This window comes from Mucilaginibacter lappiensis, assembly GCF_050433765.1.
GTDB lineage: Bacteria > Bacteroidota > Bacteroidia > Sphingobacteriales > Sphingobacteriaceae > Mucilaginibacter > Mucilaginibacter lappiensis_A.
In genome coordinates, this window is record NZ_JBNPWP010000002.1 from 737,308 (window position 1) to 761,730 (window position 24,423).

At 43.2% G+C, this 24,423-nt stretch carries 24 protein-coding genes and 1 riboswitch; of the genes, 14 read left to right on the forward strand and 10 right to left on the reverse strand.

All coding sequences use genetic code 11. From position 1 onward, the window contains the following. Positions 1 to 159 precede the first annotated feature (159 nt). Positions 160 to 360: riboswitch (cobalamin riboswitch) on the forward strand. 164 nt (positions 361 to 524) lie between these two features. The 3 genes from metE to M2273_RS08550 all read left to right on the forward strand — a co-directional run bounded on the left by metE (position 525) and on the right by M2273_RS08550 (position 4,476). Beyond that, the gene (gene metE, locus M2273_RS08540) at positions 525 to 2,831 is read left to right on the forward strand and encodes a 5-methyltetrahydropteroyltriglutamate--homocysteine S-methyltransferase (RefSeq protein WP_429396345.1); all 2,307 of its coding nucleotides are present in this window, start codon (positions 525 to 527) and stop codon (positions 2,829 to 2,831) included. Between the two features lie 57 nt (positions 2,832 to 2,888). Next, positions 2,889 to 3,893, forward strand: coding sequence for a beta-ketoacyl-ACP synthase III (locus M2273_RS08545; protein ID WP_429395385.1), 1,005 nt, complete (start codon positions 2,889 to 2,891; stop codon positions 3,891 to 3,893). 199 nt (positions 3,894 to 4,092) lie between these two features. Then, on the forward strand, positions 4,093 to 4,476 hold the full coding sequence (locus tag M2273_RS08550; RefSeq protein ID WP_429395388.1) for an acyl-CoA thioesterase: 384 nt from the start codon (positions 4,093 to 4,095) through the stop codon (positions 4,474 to 4,476). Positions 4,477 to 4,581: 105 nt separating this feature from the next. On the opposite strand, the gene M2273_RS08555 is transcribed toward M2273_RS08550, so the two are convergent. The 6 genes from M2273_RS08555 to M2273_RS08580 all read right to left on the reverse strand — a co-directional run bounded on the left by M2273_RS08555 (position 4,582) and on the right by M2273_RS08580 (position 9,916). Then, positions 4,582 to 5,223: a porin family protein gene (locus M2273_RS08555; RefSeq protein WP_429395390.1), complete on the reverse strand. Its 642-nt coding sequence runs from the start codon at positions 5,221 to 5,223 to the stop codon at positions 4,582 to 4,584. Positions 5,224 to 5,330: 107 nt separating this feature from the next. Further along, complete coding sequence (locus M2273_RS08560; protein WP_429395392.1) at positions 5,331 to 6,191, reverse strand: YitT family protein; 861 nt, start codon at positions 6,189 to 6,191, stop codon at positions 5,331 to 5,333. 351 nt (positions 6,192 to 6,542) lie between these two features. Next, a complete protein-coding gene (locus tag M2273_RS08565; RefSeq protein ID WP_429395394.1) occupies positions 6,543 to 7,799 on the reverse strand; it encodes an aspartate kinase in 1,257 nt (418 codons plus the stop codon). Next, positions 7,800 to 8,606, reverse strand: coding sequence for a DUF3298 domain-containing protein (locus tag M2273_RS08570; RefSeq protein ID WP_429395396.1), 807 nt, complete (start codon positions 8,604 to 8,606; stop codon positions 7,800 to 7,802). It abuts the gene before it with no gap. Between the two features lie 3 nt (positions 8,607 to 8,609). After that, positions 8,610 to 9,029: an N-acetyltransferase family protein gene (locus M2273_RS08575; RefSeq protein ID WP_429396348.1), complete on the reverse strand. Its 420-nt coding sequence runs from the start codon at positions 9,027 to 9,029 to the stop codon at positions 8,610 to 8,612. Positions 9,030 to 9,229: 200 nt separating this feature from the next. Further along, positions 9,230 to 9,916: a YggS family pyridoxal phosphate-dependent enzyme gene (locus tag M2273_RS08580; RefSeq protein WP_429395397.1), complete on the reverse strand. Its 687-nt coding sequence runs from the start codon at positions 9,914 to 9,916 to the stop codon at positions 9,230 to 9,232. 43 nt (positions 9,917 to 9,959) lie between these two features. Between M2273_RS08580 and M2273_RS08585 the strand changes: the two genes are divergently transcribed. From M2273_RS08585 to M2273_RS08605, 5 genes are all read left to right on the forward strand, one after another. Beyond that, positions 9,960 to 10,637, forward strand: coding sequence for a DUF4296 domain-containing protein (locus M2273_RS08585; protein WP_429395400.1), 678 nt, complete (start codon positions 9,960 to 9,962; stop codon positions 10,635 to 10,637). After that, the gene (locus M2273_RS08590; protein WP_429395403.1) at positions 10,637 to 13,000 is read left to right on the forward strand and encodes an endonuclease MutS2; all 2,364 of its coding nucleotides are present in this window, start codon (positions 10,637 to 10,639) and stop codon (positions 12,998 to 13,000) included. The genes M2273_RS08585 and M2273_RS08590 overlap by 1 nt, the downstream gene beginning before the upstream one ends. 177 nt (positions 13,001 to 13,177) lie before the next feature. After that, complete coding sequence (locus M2273_RS08595) at positions 13,178 to 14,263, forward strand: SGNH/GDSL hydrolase family protein (RefSeq protein ID WP_429395405.1); 1,086 nt, start codon at positions 13,178 to 13,180, stop codon at positions 14,261 to 14,263. 136 nt (positions 14,264 to 14,399) lie between these two features. Next, positions 14,400 to 15,098 carry a CoA transferase subunit A gene (locus M2273_RS08600; protein WP_429395407.1) on the forward strand — a complete coding sequence of 233 codons (699 nt, stop codon included), beginning with the start codon at positions 14,400 to 14,402 and terminating at the stop codon, positions 15,096 to 15,098. 194 nt (positions 15,099 to 15,292) lie between these two features. Further along, complete coding sequence (locus M2273_RS08605) at positions 15,293 to 15,949, forward strand: 3-oxoacid CoA-transferase subunit B (protein ID WP_429395409.1); 657 nt, start codon at positions 15,293 to 15,295, stop codon at positions 15,947 to 15,949. A 69-nt stretch (positions 15,950 to 16,018) separates the two neighbouring features. On the opposite strand, the gene M2273_RS08610 is transcribed toward M2273_RS08605, so the two are convergent. From M2273_RS08610 to M2273_RS08625, 4 genes are all read right to left on the reverse strand, one after another. Beyond that, positions 16,019 to 16,774, reverse strand: coding sequence for an MBL fold metallo-hydrolase (locus M2273_RS08610; protein WP_429395412.1), 756 nt, complete (start codon positions 16,772 to 16,774; stop codon positions 16,019 to 16,021). 92 nt (positions 16,775 to 16,866) lie between these two features. Continuing rightward, a complete protein-coding gene (locus M2273_RS08615; protein ID WP_429395414.1) occupies positions 16,867 to 17,499 on the reverse strand; it encodes a uridine kinase family protein in 633 nt (210 codons plus the stop codon). After that, on the reverse strand, positions 17,492 to 18,547 hold the full coding sequence (locus tag M2273_RS08620; RefSeq protein ID WP_429395417.1) for a LysM peptidoglycan-binding domain-containing protein: 1,056 nt from the start codon (positions 18,545 to 18,547) through the stop codon (positions 17,492 to 17,494). Before M2273_RS08620 ends, M2273_RS08615 begins: the two co-directional genes overlap by 8 nt. 21 nt (positions 18,548 to 18,568) lie before the next feature. Continuing rightward, on the reverse strand, positions 18,569 to 19,333 hold the full coding sequence (locus M2273_RS08625; protein WP_429395420.1) for a DUF4905 domain-containing protein: 765 nt from the start codon (positions 19,331 to 19,333) through the stop codon (positions 18,569 to 18,571). Positions 19,334 to 19,428: 95 nt separating this feature from the next. Between M2273_RS08625 and M2273_RS08630 the strand changes: the two genes are divergently transcribed. The 6 genes from M2273_RS08630 (at position 19,429) to M2273_RS08655 (ending at position 24,337) form a co-directional block, all read left to right on the forward strand. Further along, positions 19,429 to 19,908 (forward strand): Dps family protein, encoded by a 480-nt coding sequence (locus M2273_RS08630; RefSeq protein WP_429395423.1) that lies wholly within the window; start codon positions 19,429 to 19,431, stop codon positions 19,906 to 19,908. A 166-nt stretch (positions 19,909 to 20,074) separates the two neighbouring features. After that, positions 20,075 to 20,905, forward strand: a complete 831-nt coding sequence (gene kduI, locus M2273_RS08635; protein ID WP_429395426.1) for a 5-dehydro-4-deoxy-D-glucuronate isomerase — start codon at positions 20,075 to 20,077, stop codon at positions 20,903 to 20,905. Positions 20,906 to 20,936: 31 nt separating this feature from the next. After that, positions 20,937 to 21,755, forward strand: a complete 819-nt coding sequence (locus tag M2273_RS08640; protein WP_429395429.1) for an SDR family oxidoreductase — start codon at positions 20,937 to 20,939, stop codon at positions 21,753 to 21,755. A 178-nt stretch (positions 21,756 to 21,933) separates the two neighbouring features. Then, complete coding sequence (locus M2273_RS08645; protein WP_429395432.1) at positions 21,934 to 22,716, forward strand: DUF4350 domain-containing protein; 783 nt, start codon at positions 21,934 to 21,936, stop codon at positions 22,714 to 22,716. 441 nt (positions 22,717 to 23,157) lie between these two features. Then, positions 23,158 to 23,304, forward strand: a complete 147-nt coding sequence (locus M2273_RS08650) for a TetR/AcrR family transcriptional regulator (RefSeq protein WP_429396351.1) — start codon at positions 23,158 to 23,160, stop codon at positions 23,302 to 23,304. Between the two features lie 4 nt (positions 23,305 to 23,308). Then, entirely contained in the window at positions 23,309 to 24,337 is a 1,029-nt protein-coding gene (locus M2273_RS08655; protein WP_429395435.1) for a nitrilase-related carbon-nitrogen hydrolase, read from the forward strand. The last annotated feature ends 86 nt before the right edge of the window (positions 24,338 to 24,423 follow it).

Genomic DNA, 24,423 nt, shown 5'->3' on the forward strand with positions numbered 1-24,423 from the left:
TGGCCGGTATCCTGATCAAATCTTTCGTTAAAAACAGGTATTTTAGAAAGAGTTAAAAGAAAATGCAAATGTGCACATCTCCAATCTGCACATTTGCATATCTGAAATCTGCACATCCGTATCAATCTATTCCCTATATTTGCCCTCAATAAAGTTCTTTACTTTTTTTCTGCATGAGGTTTCCTGCTATATTTAGGCAGGGATTAAAAAGGAACCGTGTGTAAATCACGGGCTGTCGCGCAACTGTAAGTAACACAAAAATTGTTGCCTTTACCAGGTCCATTGTCCGCTTTAAGGCAGATGAGAAGGACGGCAACAATGTTACAAGCCAGGATACTTGCCCCAATGTATAAAGACAATGCTTTCGCGTTTTGAAGCAGTAGTCGAAGAAAAAGAATAACCTGCAGGCTTTCACATGCTTGTATGTTAAGCTTTTGCCTTTTATTACCATTTCCCGAAAGCATACCGAAAACCGTAAGGAGCATTAATTCAATTTAATGTTTAACCAAAAAAGTTTTATGCGTATGCTCAAAAACAATCTCGGGTATCCTCGTGTAGGTGCCCTCCGTGAACTCAAAAAGGCCAGTGAACAGTACTGGGCCGGCCTATCCAGTCGCGACGAACTATTTGCCGTTGCCCGTCAGCTCCGTATTAGCAACTGGAAAACTCAGGCCAAAGCCGGTATCGATCTCATTCCCTGTAACGATTTTAGCTTTTATGATCAGGTGTTGGACACATCGCTCATGCTGGGCGTAATTCCTGAGCGCTACACCCCTGTGTTAACACAAAACAGAGCCAATACTGAGATCGACCTTTATTTTGCCATGGCCCGCGGCTACCAGAAAGATGGCCTGGATGTTACCGCTATGGAAATGACCAAATGGTTTGATACCAATTACCATTACATTGTGCCGGAGTTTGTACAAAACCAACAGTTCAGGCTATTTAGTGAAAAGGTATTTGACGAATTTACCCTGGCTAAACAACACACCGGCACTACACCTAAGCCGGTACTGATCGGCCCGGTATCGTACCTGTTGCTGGGTAAAGAAAAGCAGGCTGGATTTGATAAGATCGACCTGATCAAAAAGCTGGTACCTGTTTACATTGAAGTATTAAAAAGACTGAAAAGCTATGGCGCGGTTTGGGTACAGTTAGATGAGCCTTTCCTGGCGCTTGATCTTACCCAAAAAGAAAAAGAGGCTTTTGTATATGCCTATAACGAGATCAGCAAAAGCTGTCCCGGTATAAAAGTACTGCTCACCACCTATTTTGAAAGCTTGCAGGGAAATACCCAACTGGCCGTAAACCTGCCGGTAAGCGCCCTGCATATCGACCTGGTACGTGCGCCACAGCAATTGGATGAGGTGCTTACCCTGCTGCCCGAAAAGCTTAGCCTCTCGTTAGGGGTTATTGACGGCCGCAACATCTGGAAAAACGATTACATCAGGTCATTATCACACATCAAAAAAGCAATAGCAGTTATTGGTGAAGACAGGGTGATGATAGCGCCAAGCTGCTCCCTGCTGCATACCCCGTTTGATCTTGATCTGGAAACAGCCATCAACCCCGAAATAAAAAACTGGATGGCCTTTGCCAAACAAAAACTAAATGAGATTAATGAACTTGCTGAAATTATTAATGGCGATAATGGCTTGTTGCAAACCAATTTGCAGGCCATATCAAGCCGTAACCTGTCAAAACTGATCCACAAGCAGGAAATTAAACAACGTACAACCGCTATCACCGATGCCGATGCCCAGCGTGATAGTACATTCGGCACACGTCAAAAAATACAACAGCAGCGCTTTAAATTACCCCTGTACCCTACAACTACCATAGGCTCATTCCCGCAAACAGATGATATCCGCTCGCTTAGGGCACGACTAAAAAAAGGCGAGCTAACCACCGCCCAGTATGACGAACAGATAGAAAAAGCCACCATTGATGCCATCCGCTGGCAGGAAGAAATAGGTCTTGATGTTTTGGTTCATGGCGAATTTGAACGTAACGACATGGTTGAATACTTTGGCGAACGTTTGGATGGCTTTTTATTCACCAAAAACGGGTGGGTGCAAAGCTATGGCAGCCGCTGTGTTAAACCACCGGTAATTTATGGCGATGTAAGTCGCCCGGCGGATATGACCGTGCGCTGGAGCAGCTTTGCCCAGGCCAATACCAATAGGCTGATGAAAGGGATGCTTACCGGACCGGTAACCATACTGCAATGGTCATTTGTGCGGGATGACCAACCCCGTTCCGAAACTACCTACCAGATAGCCCTGGCCATCCGTGATGAAGTGGTTGCCCTGGAGCAGGCGGGCATTAAAGTGATCCAAATTGATGAACCTGCTATAAGAGAGGGTTTGCCATTGCGCAAAAAGGATTGGGCGGCTTACCTGCATTGGGCTGTACGGGCGTTTCGGATCTCGGCCAGTGGGGTGAGGGACGAAACGCAGATCCATACCCACATGTGCTACAGCGAGTTTAATGACATTATAGGTAACATTGCCGATATGGATGCCGATGTGATCACGATAGAAACCTCACGCTCGCAAATGGAACTGCTTGCCGCCTTTGCCGATTTTAAATATCCAAATGAAATTGGTCCGGGTGTTTATGATATCCATTCGCCCCGCGTACCTACGGTTGATGAGATGGTGAGCATGCTCGAGAAAGCATCGGCATTACTGCCGGCCGGTAATTTATGGGTTAACCCCGACTGTGGTTTAAAGACCCGCAGATGGCCCGAAACGCAAACCGCGTTGGTAAATATGGTGGAGGCTGCAAAACAACTTCGTAAGTTAGTTGTAGAAACAACAGTTTCCTGACAGGTAAAACAGGCAATTTCCGTATAATTGCCTGTTTTTTGTTGAATTTTAGTATTTATGAGATTAAAGAGTAGCGCGGTTATAACGGGTGTAGGTGGTTATGTTCCAGATAACATTTTGAGTAACAGTGATTTAGAAAAAATGGTTGAGACTAATAGTGAATGGATAGTTTCAAGAACCGGGATAAGAGAAAGAAGAATTTTAACCGATAAATCGCTCGCTACCTCTGATATGGCCACCTGGGCCATAAAAGATTTACTTAATAATACTAAAGTTTCTCCCGACGAAATTGACTGTGTCATCATTGCTACATCAACTCCTGATCACCTGCTGTTATCAACTGCCAGTATTGTTTGCGATAAGGCTGATTTAACCCATGCCTGGGCAACTGATGTTAATGCTGCTTGCAGTGGTTTTCTTTATGCTTTTACTATGGGCGCCAGTTTGGTTGAAGGCGGTCGTTATAAAAAAGTTATTGTTGTTGGGGCCGATCAAAACAGCGCTATCATAAACTATAAAGACAGGAACACCTGTATCCTTTTTGGAGATGGTGCCGGAGCAGTATTAATTGAACCAACAACTGATGATGTGGGTTTAATTGACAGCGTTTTTAAAACCGATGGTAAGGGCAGGGAACACCTGTATGTACCTGCCGGTGGTTCTAAATGCCCGGCTACACCCGAAAGCGTTGCCGATCGCAAGCATTTTATACAACAGGATGGCCGTATAGTTTTTAAGGCTGCCATTAATGGTATGACCGATACCTGTACAGCTATATTAAAGCGTAACGATCTGGATATTTTGGATATTGACTGGTTAATACCACACCAGGCCAATTACCGGATCATACATGCCGTTGGCGATCATTTAGGCTTACCTGCCGAGCGGGTAAAGGTGAACATTGACAGATACGGAAATACTACTGCTGCAACCATACCATTATGTCTTTGGGATTTTAAGGACGATTTTAAATATAACGACAACATCATACTAACCGCCTTTGGAGCTGGTTTTTCATGGGGTGCCACCTATTTAAAATGGGGAAAGCTGAGAACGGCTTAAGTTCTCACCAAATCGTCATTATATCAAAGACTTACGAAGTTTTTAAAACTTCGTAAGTCTACTGCGCTTAAGGATAAATTTAACGGACCTGTCATCCTGAGCTTGTCGAAGGATCGCGCACAGGGGCCTACCCACCATGCTTCGACAAGCTCAGCATGACAGCCTGTCCCTTGTTTGGGGTTTTCAAAAAACATCAAAAATGACAACAGAAGAAAGAATCAAAACATCCGAAACACGGATATTTAAAGCCGTGTTCCCTAATACTACTAATCATTACGATACCCTTTTTGGCGGTACCGCCATGCACCTGATGGACGAAGTTGCTTTTATTACCGCTACCCGTTTCACCCGTAAAAGGATGGTAACCGTATCGTCAGACAGGATAGATTTTACACGGCCTATTCCTGCCGGTACCATCATTGAACTGATAGGCAAAATATCTCATATTGGTAATACCAGCCTAAAAGTACAGGTAGAGATCTATATTGAAGAAATGTATTCCTTTGAACGCGAAAAGGCCATCACCGGCACATTCACCTTTGTAGCTATTGATGAGCATAAGCAGAAAGTAAGCGTATTGTAGAAGAGCTTAAAGCTAAAGGCTGAAAGCATAAAGCCAGTTAATAGTTTGTGATACTAAAGGAAGAAAAGTGAGGCATGCCCCGCTTTTCTTCCTTTAGTCTTTAGTCTATTTTAACATAAAGGCAAGCCCAATATTCAGGCTTGCACGGGAATTACGCACAGCAGAATAGTCATTCATTTTAAATATGTCTGTTATGCCTCCCTGGTTATCATACTCAAGCAATAGTTTAAGGTTATCAGCTAACTTTATTTTGGTGCCAATTCCAAGTGTTAATCCAACATCTATATTTTGAAAGTAGTCTTTTACGTCAACACTAACATCGGTTGCCTTGGCACCGGCCAAATAACCGGCATAAGGACCAAAATTTAAATACCAATTACGTTTTTTACCAAAATGCCAGTTGGCCATAACGGGCAGCGTAATATAGTTCAGGTTATAGCTGGTAGAAAAAGTTTTGTTGTTTGCATCGCTAAAAAAACCATTACCCCAGCCCTTTTGGTCAAAAATCAATTTGGTTTTCAGGCTCCATCTGTTCGAAAAGTAAAAGTCGGCAGAGGCTCCGAAATTAAAACCAGTTCTGTATGATTGAACTCCGGGTATGTTTGAGGAGTTGGTATAACTATTATTGGTTACTGTAGAAACATTAAATCCTGTATTAAAGCCCAGTTCAACATCGCCCTTTTTTTGCTGTGCAAATGTTACGGTATAAACGCCAAGAATAATAATTGTGATAAGGATTTTTTTCATATATGATTTGGTTCAAGTCGCAAAGAAAATAGCGTAGGGCCTAAAGCTAAAAGTCATAAATGAAAAGCAAATGAAAATACTTACTTGTTAAACAAAAGTTTTCTGCATTAATGAAGTCCCTTGCGTTTTAGTAAACCACCCGTAGTATCATCAATACTTTGTTGTACAATAAATGCTTTAGGGTCAATGTCCAGAATGGTTTGTTTGAGCGAGGGGATCTCAAGGCGGGTGGCCACGGTAAAAACAATATCCCGCGGGTCGTTGATATAGCCATCTTTGCCGTAACCACTTTTGCCCTGGTAGATGGTAACGCCGCGGCCCAGGGTTTCGGTAATGGCCTTACGTATAGCTTCGCTATGGGTAGAGATAACCGTAATGCCTGAGTATTGCTCAATACCATTCAAAATAAAATCGATCATTTTGGCGGCAGCCATATAAGTAAGTATGGAGTACATAGCCGGTTCAACACCCAGAAAGAAGGCTGCAAGGGTAAATATCACTACATTGAGCAATAAAATAAAATCGCTCACTTTAAGCAGTTGCGTTTTTTTGCTTACTAAAACGGCGGCAATTTCGGTGCCATCAAGTACAGCCCCGCCCCGCATGGCCAAACCGCTGCCCGTACCTATAAACACTCCGCCGAAAATAGCGGTGAGCAGCTTGTCGTGCGTAACATCGGGGAAACTAATAACCGCCAGGCTAACGGATAATAAGCCAATAGCCAGCGTGCTTTTAATGGCAAATTGAAGGCCCAGTTTTTTGTAGCCGAGCCACAGGAACGGTACATTAATAAGAAAGATCAGGATAGAAATAGGGGCGGCCGTAATATCTGATATCAACATGGATACACCCGTAGCCCCACCATCAATAAAATGACTCGACAATAAAAAGCCTTTTAAACCAAATCCGGCAGATAATATTCCAATTCCGATCGTTATTGCATCTTTTATTGTCTTAATAGCGTTCATCCCCAAATATAGCAGATTAAGGCTAAAATGAGGCTGCTTGTTTGTTAGAAATGGATAAACCAGATATAAAAGGAGATACATGTAATGTGTCTCTACGGAATATTGCTATTAATTATGACCCCTCGCAGTCGCCCGGCTCTTGTCAGCAGGTGTTCGTAATATTGTGTCCCAGTATATATTCCCTCCCTTGGGAGGGGTGGGTTGTGTATTGGCAGGGAGGGGTTTATACATGCGATAAAGCTTGTAATGCTTACTAAACCCCTACCTCCCCTTCCCCAGGGAAGGAATCGCACGGCCCTGGGCTTTCTTTTATTCCAGCCAAGCGACTGCAGAATCTTATTGTTCTGAATATCACTTCACCACCACCTGCGCCGTATTCCTGCTGATCTGCTCCAATAAAATAGTTTTGCCTTCGGTTAATTCCTTTAGTGCGCTTTCGGTATGATGCCTTATGGTGATGAGCGTAAGCCCGCTGTTGTATTTTACTTTAAAATCCTGTTTAAAGTTGTCAAGCAGTTTTTCAAAACGTTCTTCATAAAAATCAAAACAAACCGAAAAACTCAGGGCCGATGTTTGCATCACGTTTACTTTTACCTGGCTTTGCGCAAACAGGCGGAAGATATCGCTCAGGTGATCCTCAGTGACAAAAGAATAATCTTTGGTGGATACCGACAGCAATACCTGATTTTGTTTCAGGATGATAACCGGTTTTACAAACTGGTTTATGCCATCTTCCTTGATTATTGTTCCGGTTGCGCCGGGATCAGTGAATGGTTTAACCAACAGTGGTATTTTGGCGTTCTGTAATGGTTTTATGGTTTTTGGGTGGATAACGCTTGCTCCATAATAGGTCATTTCGATAGCCTCGGTGTAGGATAGTTCATCAAATTTTACGGTATCTGTAAAAAATTTAGGATCGGCGTTTAATATACCCGGCACATCTTTCCAGGTAGTAACCGATTCAGCTCCCAGGCAGGCTGCAAATATAGATGCCGTATAATCAGACCCTTCCCTGCCTAAAGTAGTGGTAAAGTTCTCAGAAGTGCCGCCTAAAAATCCCTGCGTTACTACCGCGCCTTTATCAAGCAATGCAGGAATATCCTTGCAGATGCTCTCTCTTGTTTTATCCCATTGCACAACACCTTCGCGATAGGTATTATCGGTATGGATATAGCCGCGTACATCAAGCCATTGATTTTTTACGCCATCTTTATTCAAATAAGCGCTGATGATGCGGGTTGATATCAGTTCGCCGATGGATACAATTTGGTCGTAGATGAAATCATAGTCGTCATGCGGTTCGTCCTCAATCATCCAGTCAATTTCTACAAAGGTATTGGCTATTTCATCAAACACGGGGTGTTTAGGTTCAAACAGTTGCTGCAATATATCAAAGTGATATTGTTTTATACCATCATAAATAAGGTGCATATTTTCGGTTTGATCCACATACGCACGGGTCAGGTTTTCGAGCGCGTTGGTGGTTTTACCCATGGCCGATACCACGATGAGCAATTGATTTCCGGTATATTTTTTAACAACATTGGCCAAATTAATGATACCACCGGCATCCTTAACTGATGCCCCTCCGAATTTAAAAACAAGCATTTATTTAGCGTATTTGGTCACAACCGTATTTGGTCGCAGTAATGATTTGATTTGTGAATAGGGGATAACCAGCGTTGTGATACCCGCTGCATAAGGCTTAATTTCGTACTCGTTATATACAAATTTGAGGCCCGTTGGCGTAATGGAAAAATTATCGTTCAGGGCGAATTTATTGTCCTTGAAAAAGTAATCGTTTGCTAAAGTTGCGGTATCGCTGAGTTTTTCATCTTTTCTGAAAATTGTTTCGGCAATGCCCTTTAATTTATCCTGGTAGCCGGTTTTAAAAAGATCATCGAGGGCGATATCTTTATTGGCTTTGGTATCCCAGTTAATAAAAAACGTAGCCGATGCACCGTGTGCCCCGCCCTGATAGCTATATCCGCCAACCTCAAGTGTTGTAAGGCTCGAATCCTGTACCAGCACTTTGGCATAGCTGTTCAGCTCAAAATACATTTCTGATCTGGGGTCGCCTTTTTTAAAGTCCATGTACGCCTGCAAAAACTTTTTGCTCATGAGCGCCACACTGCTATCCGGCTTGCCATCCATAGCAAACATGCTGGTCAGCTTGCCCGCAACCGAATCATTCAGCGTTTTTTGACCGGTAAAAACCGGATATTTCACCTGTACCACCGTGCAGGAGCTGTCGGGTTTATCTCCGCAATCTGCCGCGCGCTCATGTATGGTTTTATAAGTATAAACAAGCGTATCGGTCACCACGGCCTCTTTTTGTTGTTTAGGCACACCCCATTGGCATGATGCAAACGTTAAGCCAATAGCAACAGAACAAAGCAGGTGTCTGGTTTTCATACTTTAATAATTTAAAAGCTGTTCTTTGGATAAAGATCCGTTAAGCCACCCGGCTTCAATACTGGCCTCATATTTTTTGTAGAAGTTTAATGCCGGCTGGTTCCAGTCGAGTACCTGCCACACCATACCGCTATAGCCAAGCTCTTTGACTTCGGTAATTAACCGGTCGAACAATAATTTACCAACGCCTTTGCCGCGATAGTCCTCGGTAACAATCAGGTCTTCCAAATATAAACGACAGCCTTTCCAGGTAGAATAGCGAATGTAATAAACCGCAAAGCCCACTATAAGTCCATCAGCCTCGGCAACAAAAGCCTTCCATACAGGTTTGGCGCCAAAGCCGGCATCTTCAAATTCCTGCAGGGTAACGGTAACCTCTTCCGGCGCTTTTTCATAAAGAGCAAGCTCATTTACCAGTTCCATTAAACGTGGACAATCGTCCCGCTGTGCAACACGAATATTAAGCCCCCCGACCCCCTGAAGGGGGAGTTTTTGATTGATATGATTGGTTGTATTATCCATTTTTAGATTCGACATTTGGTTATTCAAACCAGCAAAACTTATTTTGTTATTTTTTAATTCTGAAAACTCCGGTTCCGGCAACCCGCAACTCGCACCCTAATCTAATTGTTTTTCCAGTGTTTAATAACCCGGTTGCCAAAAATAGTACTTCCTACGCGGATCATGTTACTGCCCTGTTCAATGGCCAGCTTATAGTCTGATGACATGCCCATAGATAGCGTATCGAAACTATCAATTTTCCTGAAATAGCTTTGCTTTATGCCATCAAAAAACGTTTTCAGTTCGTAGTATTCATCTTTGATCTGCTTTTCTTTATCGGTATTGGTAGCAATGCCCATCAAGCCGCGGATGCGGATGTTTTTGAATATACAAAACTCTTCGGAGCGAAGCAGTTCAATAGCTTCGTCAAAGCCCAGCCCAAATTTGGTTTCCTCATCGGCAATATAAATTTGTAGCAGGCAATCAATCACCCGGCCGGCTTTTTCGGCATGTTTATTTATCTCGTGCAACAGTTTCAGGCTATCAACAGATTGTATCATGCTCACAAACGGAGCAATATATTTTACCTTGTTGGTTTGTAAATGGCCTATCAGGTGCCATTCAATATCTTTTGGGAGTTGTTCGTATTTTTCAACCAGTTCCTGAACGGTGTTCTCGCCAAACAGGCGCTGACCGGCGTCGTAGGCCTCCTGCAGGTCAGCTGCAGGTTTTGTTTTTGATACCGCCAATAAAGTTACACCAGGTCCCGTTTCTACTTTTAAGCTTTTGATATTATCTGCAATGCTCATTTATCCGTAAATTTGCTTAATTAATTAGCCGCTAAATTACAGAATGCATAAATATTTAATCTTGTTTTTTTCAGTTACGCTTTTTTTGTGTGCCTGTAAAAGTGACGGCGTCCCTAAAGGGATCATTAAACCGAATGTCATGACCGGTTTACTTACCGAAATTCACCTCATTGACGGCAGTTTATATAAGGGTTTGCAAAGCCCTGATACTTTATATAAATATGGCATGGGTAATTATCTTGCCGCGTTTGAAAGGTTTCATACCGACTCGGCCGCGTTTAAAAAAAGTATGGATTATTATTCAACTGATCCTGAAAAGTTTTCGGCCATATATGATCAGGTTGATGCCAGAATTAAGACCCTGTTAGATTCAATTAACCTGGTGCAAACAAAAATACGCCAGGCCGCAATGAAGGCCGACTCATTAAAGGCTGATTCAGTGAAAAAAGCGCAGAAAAAAATGTCGAAGTCGGAACTAAAAGCCGATTCATTGAAAAAGATAACGCAGCTAAAATTAAAAGCCGCTCATACCGCCGATTCATTGAAAAAAGCGATGCGAAAAATGGCTAAAGCTCAAAAGGCCGATTCATTGAAAAAATCAATGCAAAAAATGACTAAGCCAGCTCAAAAGGCCGATTCAATTAGAAAAGCAATACGGCAAAAAAGAAAAACCATTCAAATTGCCGATTCTCTTAAAAAGTTAAAACAAAAAACATCCTGATGCTTTACCCAAAAAATAGTGTTGATAAGCTGGGGTTTACCGAGGTAAAAGAATTAATAAAAGCGCATTGCCTGAGTGAAATGGGTCAGCAGATGGTTGACAAGATACAGGTAATGAGCAATTACGATCAGATATATAAGTTTTTAAACCAGGCCAACGAGTTTAAAAATATACTGGTTAACGATGCCGCGTTACCCATTCATCATTTTTTCGATATCAAATCCCTGGCTAATAAGGCCCGTATTGAGGGCGTGTTTTTATCTGAGGAAGAATTTTACCAGGTGCAGGCCTCCCTGCAAACCGTGTTTGCCGTAATTGCCTATTTCAGCGAGCGCGAAGGGTTATATCCTAACCTCGAAGCTTTATTTGAGCACCTTCCTATTGAAAAAGCTATCCTGAAAAAAATTGACCAGGTTATTGATGCCAAAGGAAAAATAAGGCCCAATGCATCGCGCGAACTGCTGGAAATTACCTCAGGCATAGCCAAAGCTGAGCAGGAAGCCCGTAAAAAGATAGACCAGATATTTAAAGCAGCATCAGGAAACGGATGGACAGCCGATGGTTCCCTGACCGTGCGCGACGGGCGCTTGTGTATCCCATTATTAGCCGAAAACAAACGTAAACTTAAAGGTTTTATTCATGACGAATCGGCATCGGGCCAAACGGTGTATATGGAGCCTGAGGAGGTGTTTACGCTCAATAACCGGGTGCGTGACCTTGAATTTGAACGCCGCCGCGAGATAGTTAAAATATTAACAGCCCTTACAAACGAATTACGGCCTTATACGCCGCTTTTGTTATCGTACCATAGTCTGTTAACCAAGCTTGATTTTGTACGCGCCAAAGCCCTGTTTGCCATTGACGTTGAGGCCGAAATGCCGCAGGTGGTTAACGAGGCTAAACTAAAACTGTTTAATGCCCGGCACCCGCTGCTGTTCCTGAACTTTAAAACCGAGCAAAAAACAGTGGTACCCCTTAATGTACATATTGATGAGGGCACCCGCATTATTGTGGTATCAGGGCCTAATGCCGGGGGGAAATCGGTTTGTATGAAAACTGTGGGCCTGCTGCAAATGATGGTGCAGGCTGGTTTGCTGATACCCGCCGCCGAAGCCAGTGTGGTAGGGGTGTTTAAGCAGCTTTTTGTTGATATTGGTGATGACCAGTCGATTGAGAGCGATCTGAGTACCTATAGCGCGCATTTATCTAAAATGAAAACATTTGTGGAAGATGCCAACGGCAAAACGCTGGTGCTGATTGATGAGTTTGGTACCGGTACCGATCCGCAGTTTGGCGGGCCTATTGCCGAGGCCGTGCTGGAATCGCTTAACCACAAAAAGGTAAAGGGGATGGTAACTACCCACTATTCCAACCTTAAAATATTTGCCAGCAATACCGAAGGGATAGAGAATGCATCGATGCTGTTTAATAACGTAGAGATGAAACCGCTTTATCAGCTGGAAATTGGTAAACCCGGCAGCTCCTATGCTTTTGAAATAGCCCAAAAAATAGGTTTGCCACAAAATGTGCTCAACCTGGCCAAAAACAAAGTAAGCGAAGGCCAAAAAAAGGTAGATACGCTATTGGTTGACCTGGAGCGCGAGAAACGGGAGATATTTGAAACCAAACAAAAGCTGGATAAGCAGCAACGCCGGGTTAACGAACTGCAGGCAGAGAACGAAAAGCTGAAAAGCTACCTGGAAGAGAATAGAAAGGTACTGATCAGAGAAGCTAAGGATGAAGCCAAAAACATCATCCTGAATGCCAATAAACTGGTGGAGAATACTATATCTGAAATAAAAAGCAGTAATGCCGATAAGGAAACAACCCGTAACCTGCGCGAAAACCTTAATATAGAGCTTAAAAAGAACACGGTTAAGGCCGAACCGGTAAAACCAAACCCGGTTGCTGATGAGGAACTAAAACCCGGCGATTGGGTAAAACTAACCGACTCAGAAACTACCGGGCAGGTGATTGAGCTGATAAAAGATAACGTGGTGATAGCCATTGGCGATTTGCGTACGGTGGCTAAAAAGAAACGGGTGATCAAAGTTTCCAGATCATCGGTGCCAAAAGAGATTAGGAAAAGTTTCAACTCGCATACCGGAGATTTTGCAAGTTTTAGTCCGGAGATTGATGTGCGTGGTATGCGTACTGAGGATGCCCTGCATGCCATTGAAAAGCTGTTTGACCGTGCCCTGATGATGGGCTTTAACAACCTGAAAATAATTCATGGCAAGGGCGATGGTATTTTGCGTAAAATGATACGGCAATACCTTAAAAAGTATGATCAGGTTGACCGCCTGGAAGATGAACATGCCGACAGGGGCGGGGATGGGATAACTTACGCGTATTTGAAGTAAAAAGCGGGAGGCTTACATCAAGAGTCATTTGCGAAGCAGAAAGCCCCCTCTAAGTCTCCCCCAAAGGGGGAGACTTTAAAAAGCATTTTAAAGCCCTCTCCAAAGGAGAGGGTTGGGTGAGGCACTTGCTTCATACCTTGCAATAATGTATTTTAGTTCCAATTTCAACTGATCAACATGCGCAAAACCTACTTTATCATTCTGTTCCTTTTTTTTACTGCAGGAATAAGCAACTGTACTGCCCAAAGTGTTGTAATTAAAAGCAAGGACCAGCATATTCGTTATACCGGGCGTATCAACATGACCGATGAAGCGGCAGAACTTTACTGGACGGGTTCATCAATTAAAATTAACTTTAGCGGTACCGGTGCCTCGGCCATGCTGCAGGATGAACGCGGTGATAATTATTTTACCATAATAGTAGATAATAAGGTGATCAATACCATTCACCTGGATAATACCAAAAGGGTTTACACACTTGCCGAAGGTTTGCCAGCCGGGCAACATAGCCTGGAACTATTTAAACGTACGGAGTGGGAAATGGGCAAAACCGTTTTTTACCAGTTTATTTTAGCCAAAGAGGCCGATATTTTACCTGTGCCTGTTGCTAAAAAACGGAAAATAGAATTTTTTGGTAACTCTATTACCTGCGGATATGCGGTAGAGGATACTACGGGAAAAGACAGGGGCACTGCTCCATATGAAAACGGCTATATCAGCTATGCGGCTATTACCGCCCGCCATTTTGATGCCGACTATGTATGCACCTCTAAAAGTGGTATTGGTGTTTTGGTGAGCTGGTTCCCGCTCATTATGCCCGAAATGTATAACAGGCTTGATCCTACTGACCCCACCAGCTTATGGAATTTTTCAAAATATACGCCCGATCTGGTGGTCATCAACCTGTTCCAAAACGATTCATGGATAGTTAAGAAACCCGAAGAGCAGCAGTTTAAGGAAAGGTTTGGCACCAAAGCGCCGGAGCCAGAGCAGATCATCAAAGCGTATCGTGACCTTGTAAAAAACATCCGCAAAAAATACCCTAAAGCACAGATCATTTGCGCATTGGGCAGTATGGATGCTACCAAAGAAGGTTCGCCATGGCCCGGTTACATTGAAAAAGCGGTTGCCGATTTAAACGATAAAAGCATTTATACCCATTTTTTTCCTTATAAAAACACCAATGGCCATCCCAGCGCTAAGGAACAACAAGTTATGGCCGATGATCTGATCGGCTTTATTGATAAGCAGGTGAAGTGGTGAGATATACCCAATAGCGTCAGGAAATTAGAATTAAGAAGGGAAAACGGTTAGTCGGGTTTTATCTATGGTATTTCTTACGTCTTGATTCTTGACTCTTAATTCTTATATCTAAATTTGAAACAACCAATTATTGAATATGAATAAAGTAGTTAGTGGTGCCGATGAGGCCATCCGCGATGTTGAGGACGGTATGACCTTAATGGTAGGTGGTTTTGGATTATGTGGTTTGCCCGAAAATTGCATAACCGCCCTGGTTAAAAAGGGAACAAAACAACTTACCTGTATATCAAACAATGCCGGGGTTGATGATTTTGGCATAGGCCTGATGCTGAAACAGCGGCAGGTAAAAAAAATGATATCTTCCTACGTTGGCGAAAACGCTGAATTTGAACGTCAGTTACTCAGCGGCGAACTGGAAGTGGAATTGTTGCCACAGGGTACGCTGGCCACCCGCTGCATGGCGGCAGGGTATGGTATGCCTGCTATTTTTACTCCGGCAGGTGTAGGCACCGAAGTTGCAGAAGGCAAGGAAGTACGCAATTTTAATGGTAAGGATTACCTGATGGAAATGGCTTTTGATGCCGATTTTGCCATAGTAAAGGCCTGGAAAGGCGATACTATGGGTAACCTGGTTTTCCGCTCAACCGCGCGTAATTTTAACCCGGTAATGGCCATGGCCGGCAAAGTAACCATAGCCGAGGTAGAGGAACTGGTACAACCCGGCGAACTTGATCCCGACCATATTCACACTCCCGGTATTTATGTACACCGGATTTTTCAGGGTAAGGATTATGAGAAGCGGATAGAGCAGAGAACGGTGAGGACGAAGGAATAGGGATAGAAGGAGTATGGAGCAAAGAGTAAAGGCACGAGGACGAGGATTAAGGACTAAAATCGTGCGTCATTGCGAGGCACGAGGCAATCCCCGATAAGCAGATCGTAAATGCAAAGTCCGCACTTGTCCTAAAGAGTTGCTTCTTACCTCGCAATGACGCGTGGGGAAGATGAAAAAAAATTCAAATTAAACACATGCTTGATAAACAAGGAATAGCAAAGCGAATAGCTAAAGAAATAAAAGACGGTTACTATGTTAACCTGGGTATAGGGATCCCAACACTGGTGGCCAATTATATACCTGAGACAATGGATGTGGTGCTACAGTCAGAGAATGGCTTGCTTGGTATGGGGCCGTTCCCTTTTGCGGGCGAAGAGGATCCGGATGTAATTAACGCGGGTAAGCAAACCATTACCATGCTGCCCGGTTCGGCCATATTTGATTCGGCTATGAGCTTTGGGATGATCCGGGCCAAAAAGGTTAACCTGACCATACTTGGTGCTATGGAGGTATCAGAAAACGGCGATATAGCCAACTGGAAGATCCCCGGTAAAATGGTGAAAGGCATGGGCGGCGCTATGGATCTGGTGGCATCGGCCGAAAACATTATAGTAGCCATGCAACACGTAAATAAGGCCGGCGAATCAAAATTGTTACCCCAATGCTCGCTACCCTTAACCGGTGTTCACTGCGTAAAAAAAATAGTGACCGAATTAGGCGTGTTTGATGTACTGCCCGAAGGCGGCTTTAAACTACTGGAACGGGCACCGGGCGTAAGCGTTGAGGAGATTAAAAACGCCACTGCCGGTAAACTGATAGTAGAAGGAGAGATACCGGAGATAATTCTTTAATTTGAAAATACTCGATTTGACTTAAACAGGTATTTTCAAATCTTCAAATCAATTAATCTTCAAATTAAATTAATGTGCCCATCGTAACCTGTTGAGCAGTCCGGCTTTTCTAAATTCAGCTTCAATTTCGGCGCGCGATTCGGTAAAGTGCTCCCAACCTTCAAAATGGAGCGGGATGATGGTCGCGTTCTTAAAATGCCTGGCCATTTCAACCGCTTCGGCGGCGGTCATAGTAAGGTGGGCCGGGCCAACTGCTTTTACAACCGCGGCGCCTAAAAATGCAACCACAATTTGTATGTCAAAACGTTTGGATACTTCTTCAACACCTTCGTACCATACGGTATCGCCGGTTACGTAAACGCCGCCGGTTGTATCGCCTTTATAATTCAATACAAAGCCGGTAACCGGACCGCGGTCGCCACCAACAGGGCCGTGCCTGCATGGTGTACCGGTAATGCTTAATATACGATTGTCTTTGGTCGGTATGTCAATAGTTTGCCAGTTATTAAGTCCAATGGAATTGCTGCCAAGTCGCTCTGCACCTGCCGGGGTGGTAATAACCTGCCCGGCGTCACTTAAAAAGCCGCGGCCGGCAATATCAAGATTATCAAAATGATGATCGTGGCTCAATAATACCAGGTCAACATGTGGCAGTTTATCGGCCTTAACCGCTGGATCGGCCAATTTATGTAAAGTATAAATGTTAGTTGGATAGGCCGATCCCTTTGGGTCAAAAGTAGGGTCAGTTAATAGCTTTAACCCACCTGCTTCAAATAAAGCGGTTGGGCCGCCTATGTACTTTATTTTAATTTCATCTGCAATCATAACAATCAGCAATTTATATTGCTAATTTGAGAATTTGAATATTTGAAAATGTCTGGTTTTAGTAATCATTTTCAAATCAATACATCTTTAAATCAAAATAATTTCTTCCTAAGTCCGGCAGATATTTCTTCTGTTACAACAATAATATCCTTGGCAACGTGGCTGTTGTTGGTGATGATCCTGTCGCATTCATCTTTGTAAGGCAGCAAATATTCTTTATAGGCCGGTACAACGTGATTAATCCATTTGTACATGGCATCATCGTGCGAATAGCCGCGCTCTATCAGGTCGCGCTTCAGGCGACGATCCATGGCAACTTCTTCGTCGGCTTCAATAAAAATTTTCATGTCCAGCATATCGGCAATATCCCTGAAATGCAGGATAAACAAACCCTCCACAATTAAAATAGGTGCTGGTTTTATTTCCAGCATTTTGGGTACTATGTTGGGATTGTTAAAAGTATACTCGGGCCTAATAATGGTTTCATTATTAAAAAGCTTGCTGATATCCTGCTGGAAATGCTCGTGATCAATAGTAGCCGGCAGGTCGAAATTATACTCCTTGTTTTCTTCGGGCGTCATCTTATGAGCCACACGAAAATAATAGTCATCCTGCGATACCAGGCACACCTCGTCGGCAGTAAAATGCTCCAGGAAACTTTTCAAGAAAAAGGTTTTGCCAGATCCACTACCACCGGCAATTCCAATAATATAAGGTTTATTCATTCGGGGTTGGACTGCCGTAGCTGATGTTTACGTGAATGCGTTTATCTAAAGCACCTAATGCGTCGGCTGTGTTTTTGGTCATTACAATAAGTACGTCCTTGGTAGCCTCGCTGTCGGTAAATCTGCCTACAACTTTAGCATAGGTGGTATGGTTGTTCATAGGGTTGGTAATTTTTATAACCGTACCAATAGGGGCGGTGCGGTGTAATACCAGTTCCTTTTTAGGGTCAAGGCTGGTATCATCAATCCAGGTAGCTACGCCGGTTTCGTTCTTTTCATACAAGCCAAATTTATTGGCCCTGAGTTTATCACCAGCACTGTCAATAGCAGCCACGGTTGAATCCTGTTGTTTTACCACATCCTGTTTTACTATTGATCTTTCTTCGGGCGGCAGGCCTGAGCGTACCTTGATGATCTGGTTGGGAGTAAGGCTGTTTGATGTTAAACCGTTAAGTTTAGTGATATCCTCAACAGACGTACCAAAGCGTTTGGCTATTGAAAAAAGTGTTTCGCCTGCCGATACCTTGTACTGCTGTACATTGTCTAAATTAATCGGTTTCGCCGGTGTAGTATCAGCCGATTGTGTTGCAGTAGCAGTTGGCTGTTGCATTGTTACCTGAGCTTGCTGCGTAACTGCTTGTTGTGGTTGTGGTTTGCTTTGTTGTTGTGTAACCGCTTGTTGTGTAACCGCTTGTTGTGGTTGCGGTTTGCCTGGTTGCTGCGAAACAGGTGGCTGCACCCGTGGTTTGGTTTGCGTAACCGCGGGCTGTGTTGTTGCGGCAGTTTGTGTAAATGACTGTTCGGTAGGCACTTTTATAATACCACCAATTTTAAGCGGCGCGTTGTTATTAAACTGTATAATATTTTTAGGGCTTACATTATAGCGGCGGCCAATAGAATAGTAATTATCTTTAGGGTCAAGCTTGTGCAGGACCACTTTTTTGCCGTTCAGGTTTTCAACTCCAACGGAGTCTACAACAGGATTTGCAAAAACGGATATAGAAAGTGTGAGTAGGGGAGCGAACAATAAAAAAAATTTTAATTTCATAATAAATTATAATACAGTAACTTATAAGTGTAAAACTATCAGTGTTGATCTTTCTTTTAAATAGATCAGGTTATTCTTATGTACTACAAACGCCTCGGGCTGCAATTTTTGTATATCGCTGTTCAACAAATCCTGGTAAACAATTGCGCCTTTATCATTAGTAATATACAAGTGCTGTTTGATTTTTTCTTGAAAAAACGTGTGCAAAGATACAATTCTATAACTATTGTGCTCCATATAATGCACCGTATTTCCATAAGGTTCGGCAGGCAAAGTCAGCCCTTTTAAAAAAGCAGCGGGCAGCAGTTGCGGGCTGTTAATGTTGTTATGTAATACAGTATCTATCAAAGGATCGTAAGCCCTTAAAGTTTCGCCGGTTTTAGTATCGACCAAAAATAATTTTTTAGGCTGTATCTGAGCATTATATACAACCGGACCATTGGCCGATAAATGGTCAAAAGCCAGGGTATAATTGCTCCAGCGGGTTTCGCCGGTAATGCCGTTAATGGCTATAAGACCTTTATGTACCGGCCCTGTTGTTGATTGGTAGTTATGCACCAGCAATACTTCATTATATGCGGCCTCAATGCCGGTGAGCCAGCGTTCGGGAGTGGTAACATCTTTAAAATTAACGTGGCCGTTAAGCAGGTTCACAGCGCCAAAAGCTACTTTTTTTTCTTCGCTGTTCCGTAATTCAACAAACAAAGTGGCGCTTATTTCGTCAATTTCCATACGCCATATGGGCCAGTTAAATTGTTCGTTAATATAAGGTAGCTGCTTTGTCATAAAGTGTGCAAATATGCTCATTAAAATCAAATCTGTTTATATTTACAAAACATTGCAACTAAGCCGTTGTTAAACATTAAAATCACTATTTATATATGAATGCTAAAGAAATAAGTCTGGAAGAAAGTAAAGTAAAACCTGTTGTTGACCATTTGAACGACCTGTTGGCCAATTACCATATTCACTATCAAAAACTTCGCGGATGCCACTGGAACATTAAAGGTCAAAACTTTTTTACGCTGCATTTAAAGTTTGAAGAATTATATACTGCTGCATTGGTTACCATTGATGAACTTGCCGAAAGGATCCTTACTTTGGGTAAACCTCCTTACAGCACTTTTAAAGATTATATTGAAACATCAGAAATTAAGGAAATACAAACCATTGGTTTAAAGGATACCAAAATGGTTAAAGCCATTATTGATGATATCGCTGCTTTAATTGCAAAGGAAAGGGAAATACTGGATATTACTGCCGAAGCCGGCGATGATGGTACTAATGATATGGTAAACCGCTTTATGCAGTTTAACGAAAAAAATACCTGGATGCTGCGTTCGTTTGTTAACGAAGACTAATTGCATCTAAATAATTATGAAGCCTCCCGACTACATCGGGGGGCTTTTTTATGCCATTTTACCCGCATTAACAGGCAGCGCAATCGTTTGAGTAGAATAAACAGCCGAATACTTTTGATTTAAAGAAGATACGTTGTAGAATTGTTGAACCAAAAAAAATAAAGCCTTGAAAGTAATACATAGCGTACACCCCGAAGATTTTAAAAGTTATCAAACGGCACAAATAAGGGAGCGGTTTTTAATTGATCAGTTGGTGCAAACCGATAAGCTGAACTGCACTTATACTCATTATGATCGCATGATCGTAGGTGCGGCACATCCGGTAGCTAAATCGATCGAACTTGAAAATTACCCTAACCTGCGTGCCGACTATTTTTTAGAGCGCCGGGAGATCGGTATCATCAACGTAGCCGGCGATGGCGAGGTTACTGCCGATGGCAAAACATTCCAGGTAAATAAGCTGGATTGCCTTTACATTGGTAAAGGAACAAAAAGCGTAACGTTTGCCAGCAAGAACAGTGCGCAGCCTGCCGTATTCTATATTCTTTCGGCCCCGGCACATGCGGTTTATCCTACTACATTAATGACCAATGCCGATGCTGCAAAAGTTCATACGGGCTCAAACGAAACTGCCAATAAACGCACCATCAATAAATACATACACCTGGAAGGCATAAAAAGCTGTCAGCTGGTAATGGGCCTTACCATACTGCACGAAGGCAGTGTTTGGAACACCATGCCTGCTCACGTTCATGACCGCCGTATGGAAGCTTATTTTTATTTTGATGTACCCGCCGGGCAGAAAATATTCCACTACATGGGCGAAGGCCAGGAAACACGCCATATCCTGATGGATAATTATGACGCGGTGGTATCGCCGCCATGGAGCATCCACTCGGGCAGCGGTACGGCCAGCTACAGTTTTATTTGGGGCATGGCAGGCGAAAACCTGGACTACACCGATATGGACCCCATTGCTATACCTGACATCAGATAATCAATATATCATTTAAAAAATATAACAAACATTGGAAAATTCATTTTCATTAGCCGGTAAAGTGATCGTAGTGACCGGTGGTACCGGCATACTGGGCGACGCATTTGTAAACGCGATAGTTGAAGCAGGGGGCGCGGTAGGCATACTGGGCCGAAAAAAAGAGGTAGCCGAAGAAAGGGCGGATGCTATCAACAAAAATGGTGGTAAAGCCATTGCTTTGGTGGCCGACGTGCTGAACGAAGAAGAACTTGTAGCTGCTAAAAATAAAATAGTGGATGCATTTGGTCGTGTTGACGGACTGGTGAATGGTGCAGGAGGTAACATGCCCGAAGGTATTTTGGCACCCGAGGAGGATATTTTTAAAATGAATATTGCGGGCATGAAAAAGGTAATGGACCTCAACACCTGGGGTACTATTATCCCTACACAGATATTTGGCGAGGCTATCGCTAAAACTGCTGGTGCAGGCAGTATTGTAAATATATCATCCATGAACTCCAAACGTGCCATAACCAAAGTGCTGGGTTATAATATTGGCAAGGCCGCGGTTGATTGCTATAACCAATGGTTTGCGGTGGAGCTGGCCAATCGTTATGGCGATAAGATCAGGATGAACGCGCTGGCGCCGGGCTTTTTCCTGACCGAGCAAAATCGTAATTTATTAACCAAACCCGAAGGTGGTTACACCCAAAGGGGCGAGCTGGTGATCAAACAAACCCCCTTTAAGCGTTTTGGCCATGCCGACGAATTAAAAGGAGCGCTTACCTGGTTACTAAGTGATGCCTCGGCATTTGTAACCGGATCAATGATATGTGTTGACGGCGGTTTCTCCATATTTGGTGGAGTATAAGAAATAAATTTTTTGTTCCCCTCTTGAGAGGGGGCGGGTAAGATTGTGATGTAGCAGGGGTGTGTTAATCTGTAAGTAGCATAACACACCCCTGCCATTATACAAAGCCTGCGCTTCCCACTCAAGAAGGGGACAAAACACAAGCTTAAAAACATTATATTTGCTTAAACGCACCTTTATGAACCTGAAGTTAGCTATAATAGCCTTGTTGATGAGCACCGGTTTAGCGGCCAGTGCCCAAACTGTTACGCTCGATTATTATTTTAACCACGAAGTACATAAAGATGCCGCGGGGCAACAGGTACGTTTTCATTACTTGTGGGGTGAGAAACAAAATACAGGGTTCTCCATTTTTGGTGAAGCTTTTACAACAGCAGGCGCCAAGTTAGATTCCCTTGACCAGGCACCAACCACTGATAATTTAAAAGATGTATCCATCTATATTATTGTTGATCCTGATAGCAAGAAGGAAAGTCCTGCGCCCAATTATATGGAACCAAAAGATGTGGAACAAATTGCCAAATGGGTTAAAAAAGGCGGTGTACTGTTACTAATGGCTAACGACAGCGCCAATGTGGAACTGCCTCATTTTAATACCCTGGCTGCCAAATTCGGGATGCATTTTAATAATGATCTGCAAAACCATGTAATTGATGATGCGCACTTTGAGGATGGTGCCATAAAAACTACAGGTAACCCGGTATTTAAAACAGCCAACAAAATATACATGAAGGATGTGTGTTCCATAAGCTTAAGCGGCCCTGCAACGTCAGTCCTGAAAAACAATAGTGGTGCTACTATCATAGCCAGCGCTAAATATGGTAAAGGCACCGTGATTGCCATAGGCGATCCCTGGTTATACAATGAATACACCAACGGCAGGCTCCCGGCCGGTTACGAGAACGATAAAGCTGCAAGCGATGTGGTACAGTGGTTACTGCAGCAGGTACCAGGTAAGTAAATATCAGCAGATTAACGGTAGCGTTTGGTGAACAGATAATAATATAACTGATATCTGACATATATTTTTGCTTAGTGAGGCAGTAGGTAGTATATTTGCTTTGCAGCATGATGTTCATCTCGCTGCGTATTATTTTCCTGTGGTGTAATGGTAACACTTCTGATTCTGGTTCAGACGATCGTGGTTCGAGCCCATGCAGGAAAACAGATTGGGCAAGCATGAATTTTCATCGCTTGCCCAATTTTTTTATACGCCCTGAACAAGCACTCCTGTATAAAGGGTTGTGGGTCGTAACCGCCAAATAAATATAAAATTTCATCCTGTCCCAGGCATCAGAAAGCCCGGCTCACCGATTATTTTGTCTGACTCACCCAGTTTGTGATTGCCCCTGACCTATTACCGCAATACCTTTGAACCGAAAATTAAACAGTTTTCTACAAAATAGTTGAAAAGCAATGTACAGCGACGCTCTTTAATACAAAGGGTATAGCAGGTACTTCTTTGAACGACATACCTGAAGCCACAAAGCTTGCTAAAGGGATTTTGTATGTACACTTTGAAAACAAGGAAGCGATCTCGTCATCATAAAAAAATGGAAAATATCAAAAAAACAAAAGGAAGTAGAGTTGTAAAAGTTGCAGCTGTACAAATCAGCCCGGTGTTATACAGTCGTGAAGGGACAGTTAAAAAAATTATCAATAAAATTGGTGAGCTGGGAGAAAAAGGTGTACAGTTTGCAACCTTTCCAGAGACTATTATTCCCTATTACCCGTATTTCTCTTTCATCCAGGCTCCCTACATCATGGGAAAACAACACCAACTCCTGATGGATGAGGCGATCGTAGTTCCATCTGCTGATACAGAGGCTATTGGGCAAGCCGCTAAATTGGCCAACATGGTCGTATCGATCGGTGTTAATGAACGAGATGGTGGCTCCATATATAATACGCAGCTATTGTTTGATGCAGACGGAACCTTGATCCAGCGGAGACGCAAACTTACACCCACCTACCATGAGCGCATGGTTTGGGGACAGGGAGATGCTTCCGGATTACGTGCGGTTGACAGTGCAGTCGGGCGTATAGGTCAGTTGGCTTGTTGGGAGCACTACAATCCGCTATTCCGATACGCTATGATAGCTGACGGTGAGCAGATCCACTCTGCAATGTATCCAGGATCTTTTTTGGGCCCATTGCACAGTGAGCAGACAGAAATTAATGTCCGCCAGCATGCCCTTGAATCAGCCTGTTTTGTAGTTTGTGCGACCGGTTGGCTTGATGCCGACCAACAGGCTCAGATTGCAAAGGATACAGGTGGCCCTATTGACCCAATTTCAGGAGGTTGTTTCACTGCCATTATAGCCCCTGATGGGCAAATAATCGGTGAACCATTAAAATCGGGTGAAGGTGAAGTAATTGCTGATATAGATTTTGCTCAAATAGATGCGCGTAAGCGATTAATGGATGCAAACGGCCACTACAGCCGACCTGAATTAGTTAGTTTGCTTATCGACCGCACGCCGGCAACTCACGTTCAGGAACGAAAAACATATGGTCAGCCAACCGCTGAAAATGAACAATTCCTATCAGACATTAAAATCGTCAAAAATGAAAACGCTTAATATTTTAACCAGAACATTATTCCAGGGAATATTGGCTTTGCAGTTTACTGCTTAGAAACAAGGTGGCCGGAAAAAGAAACCGTTAC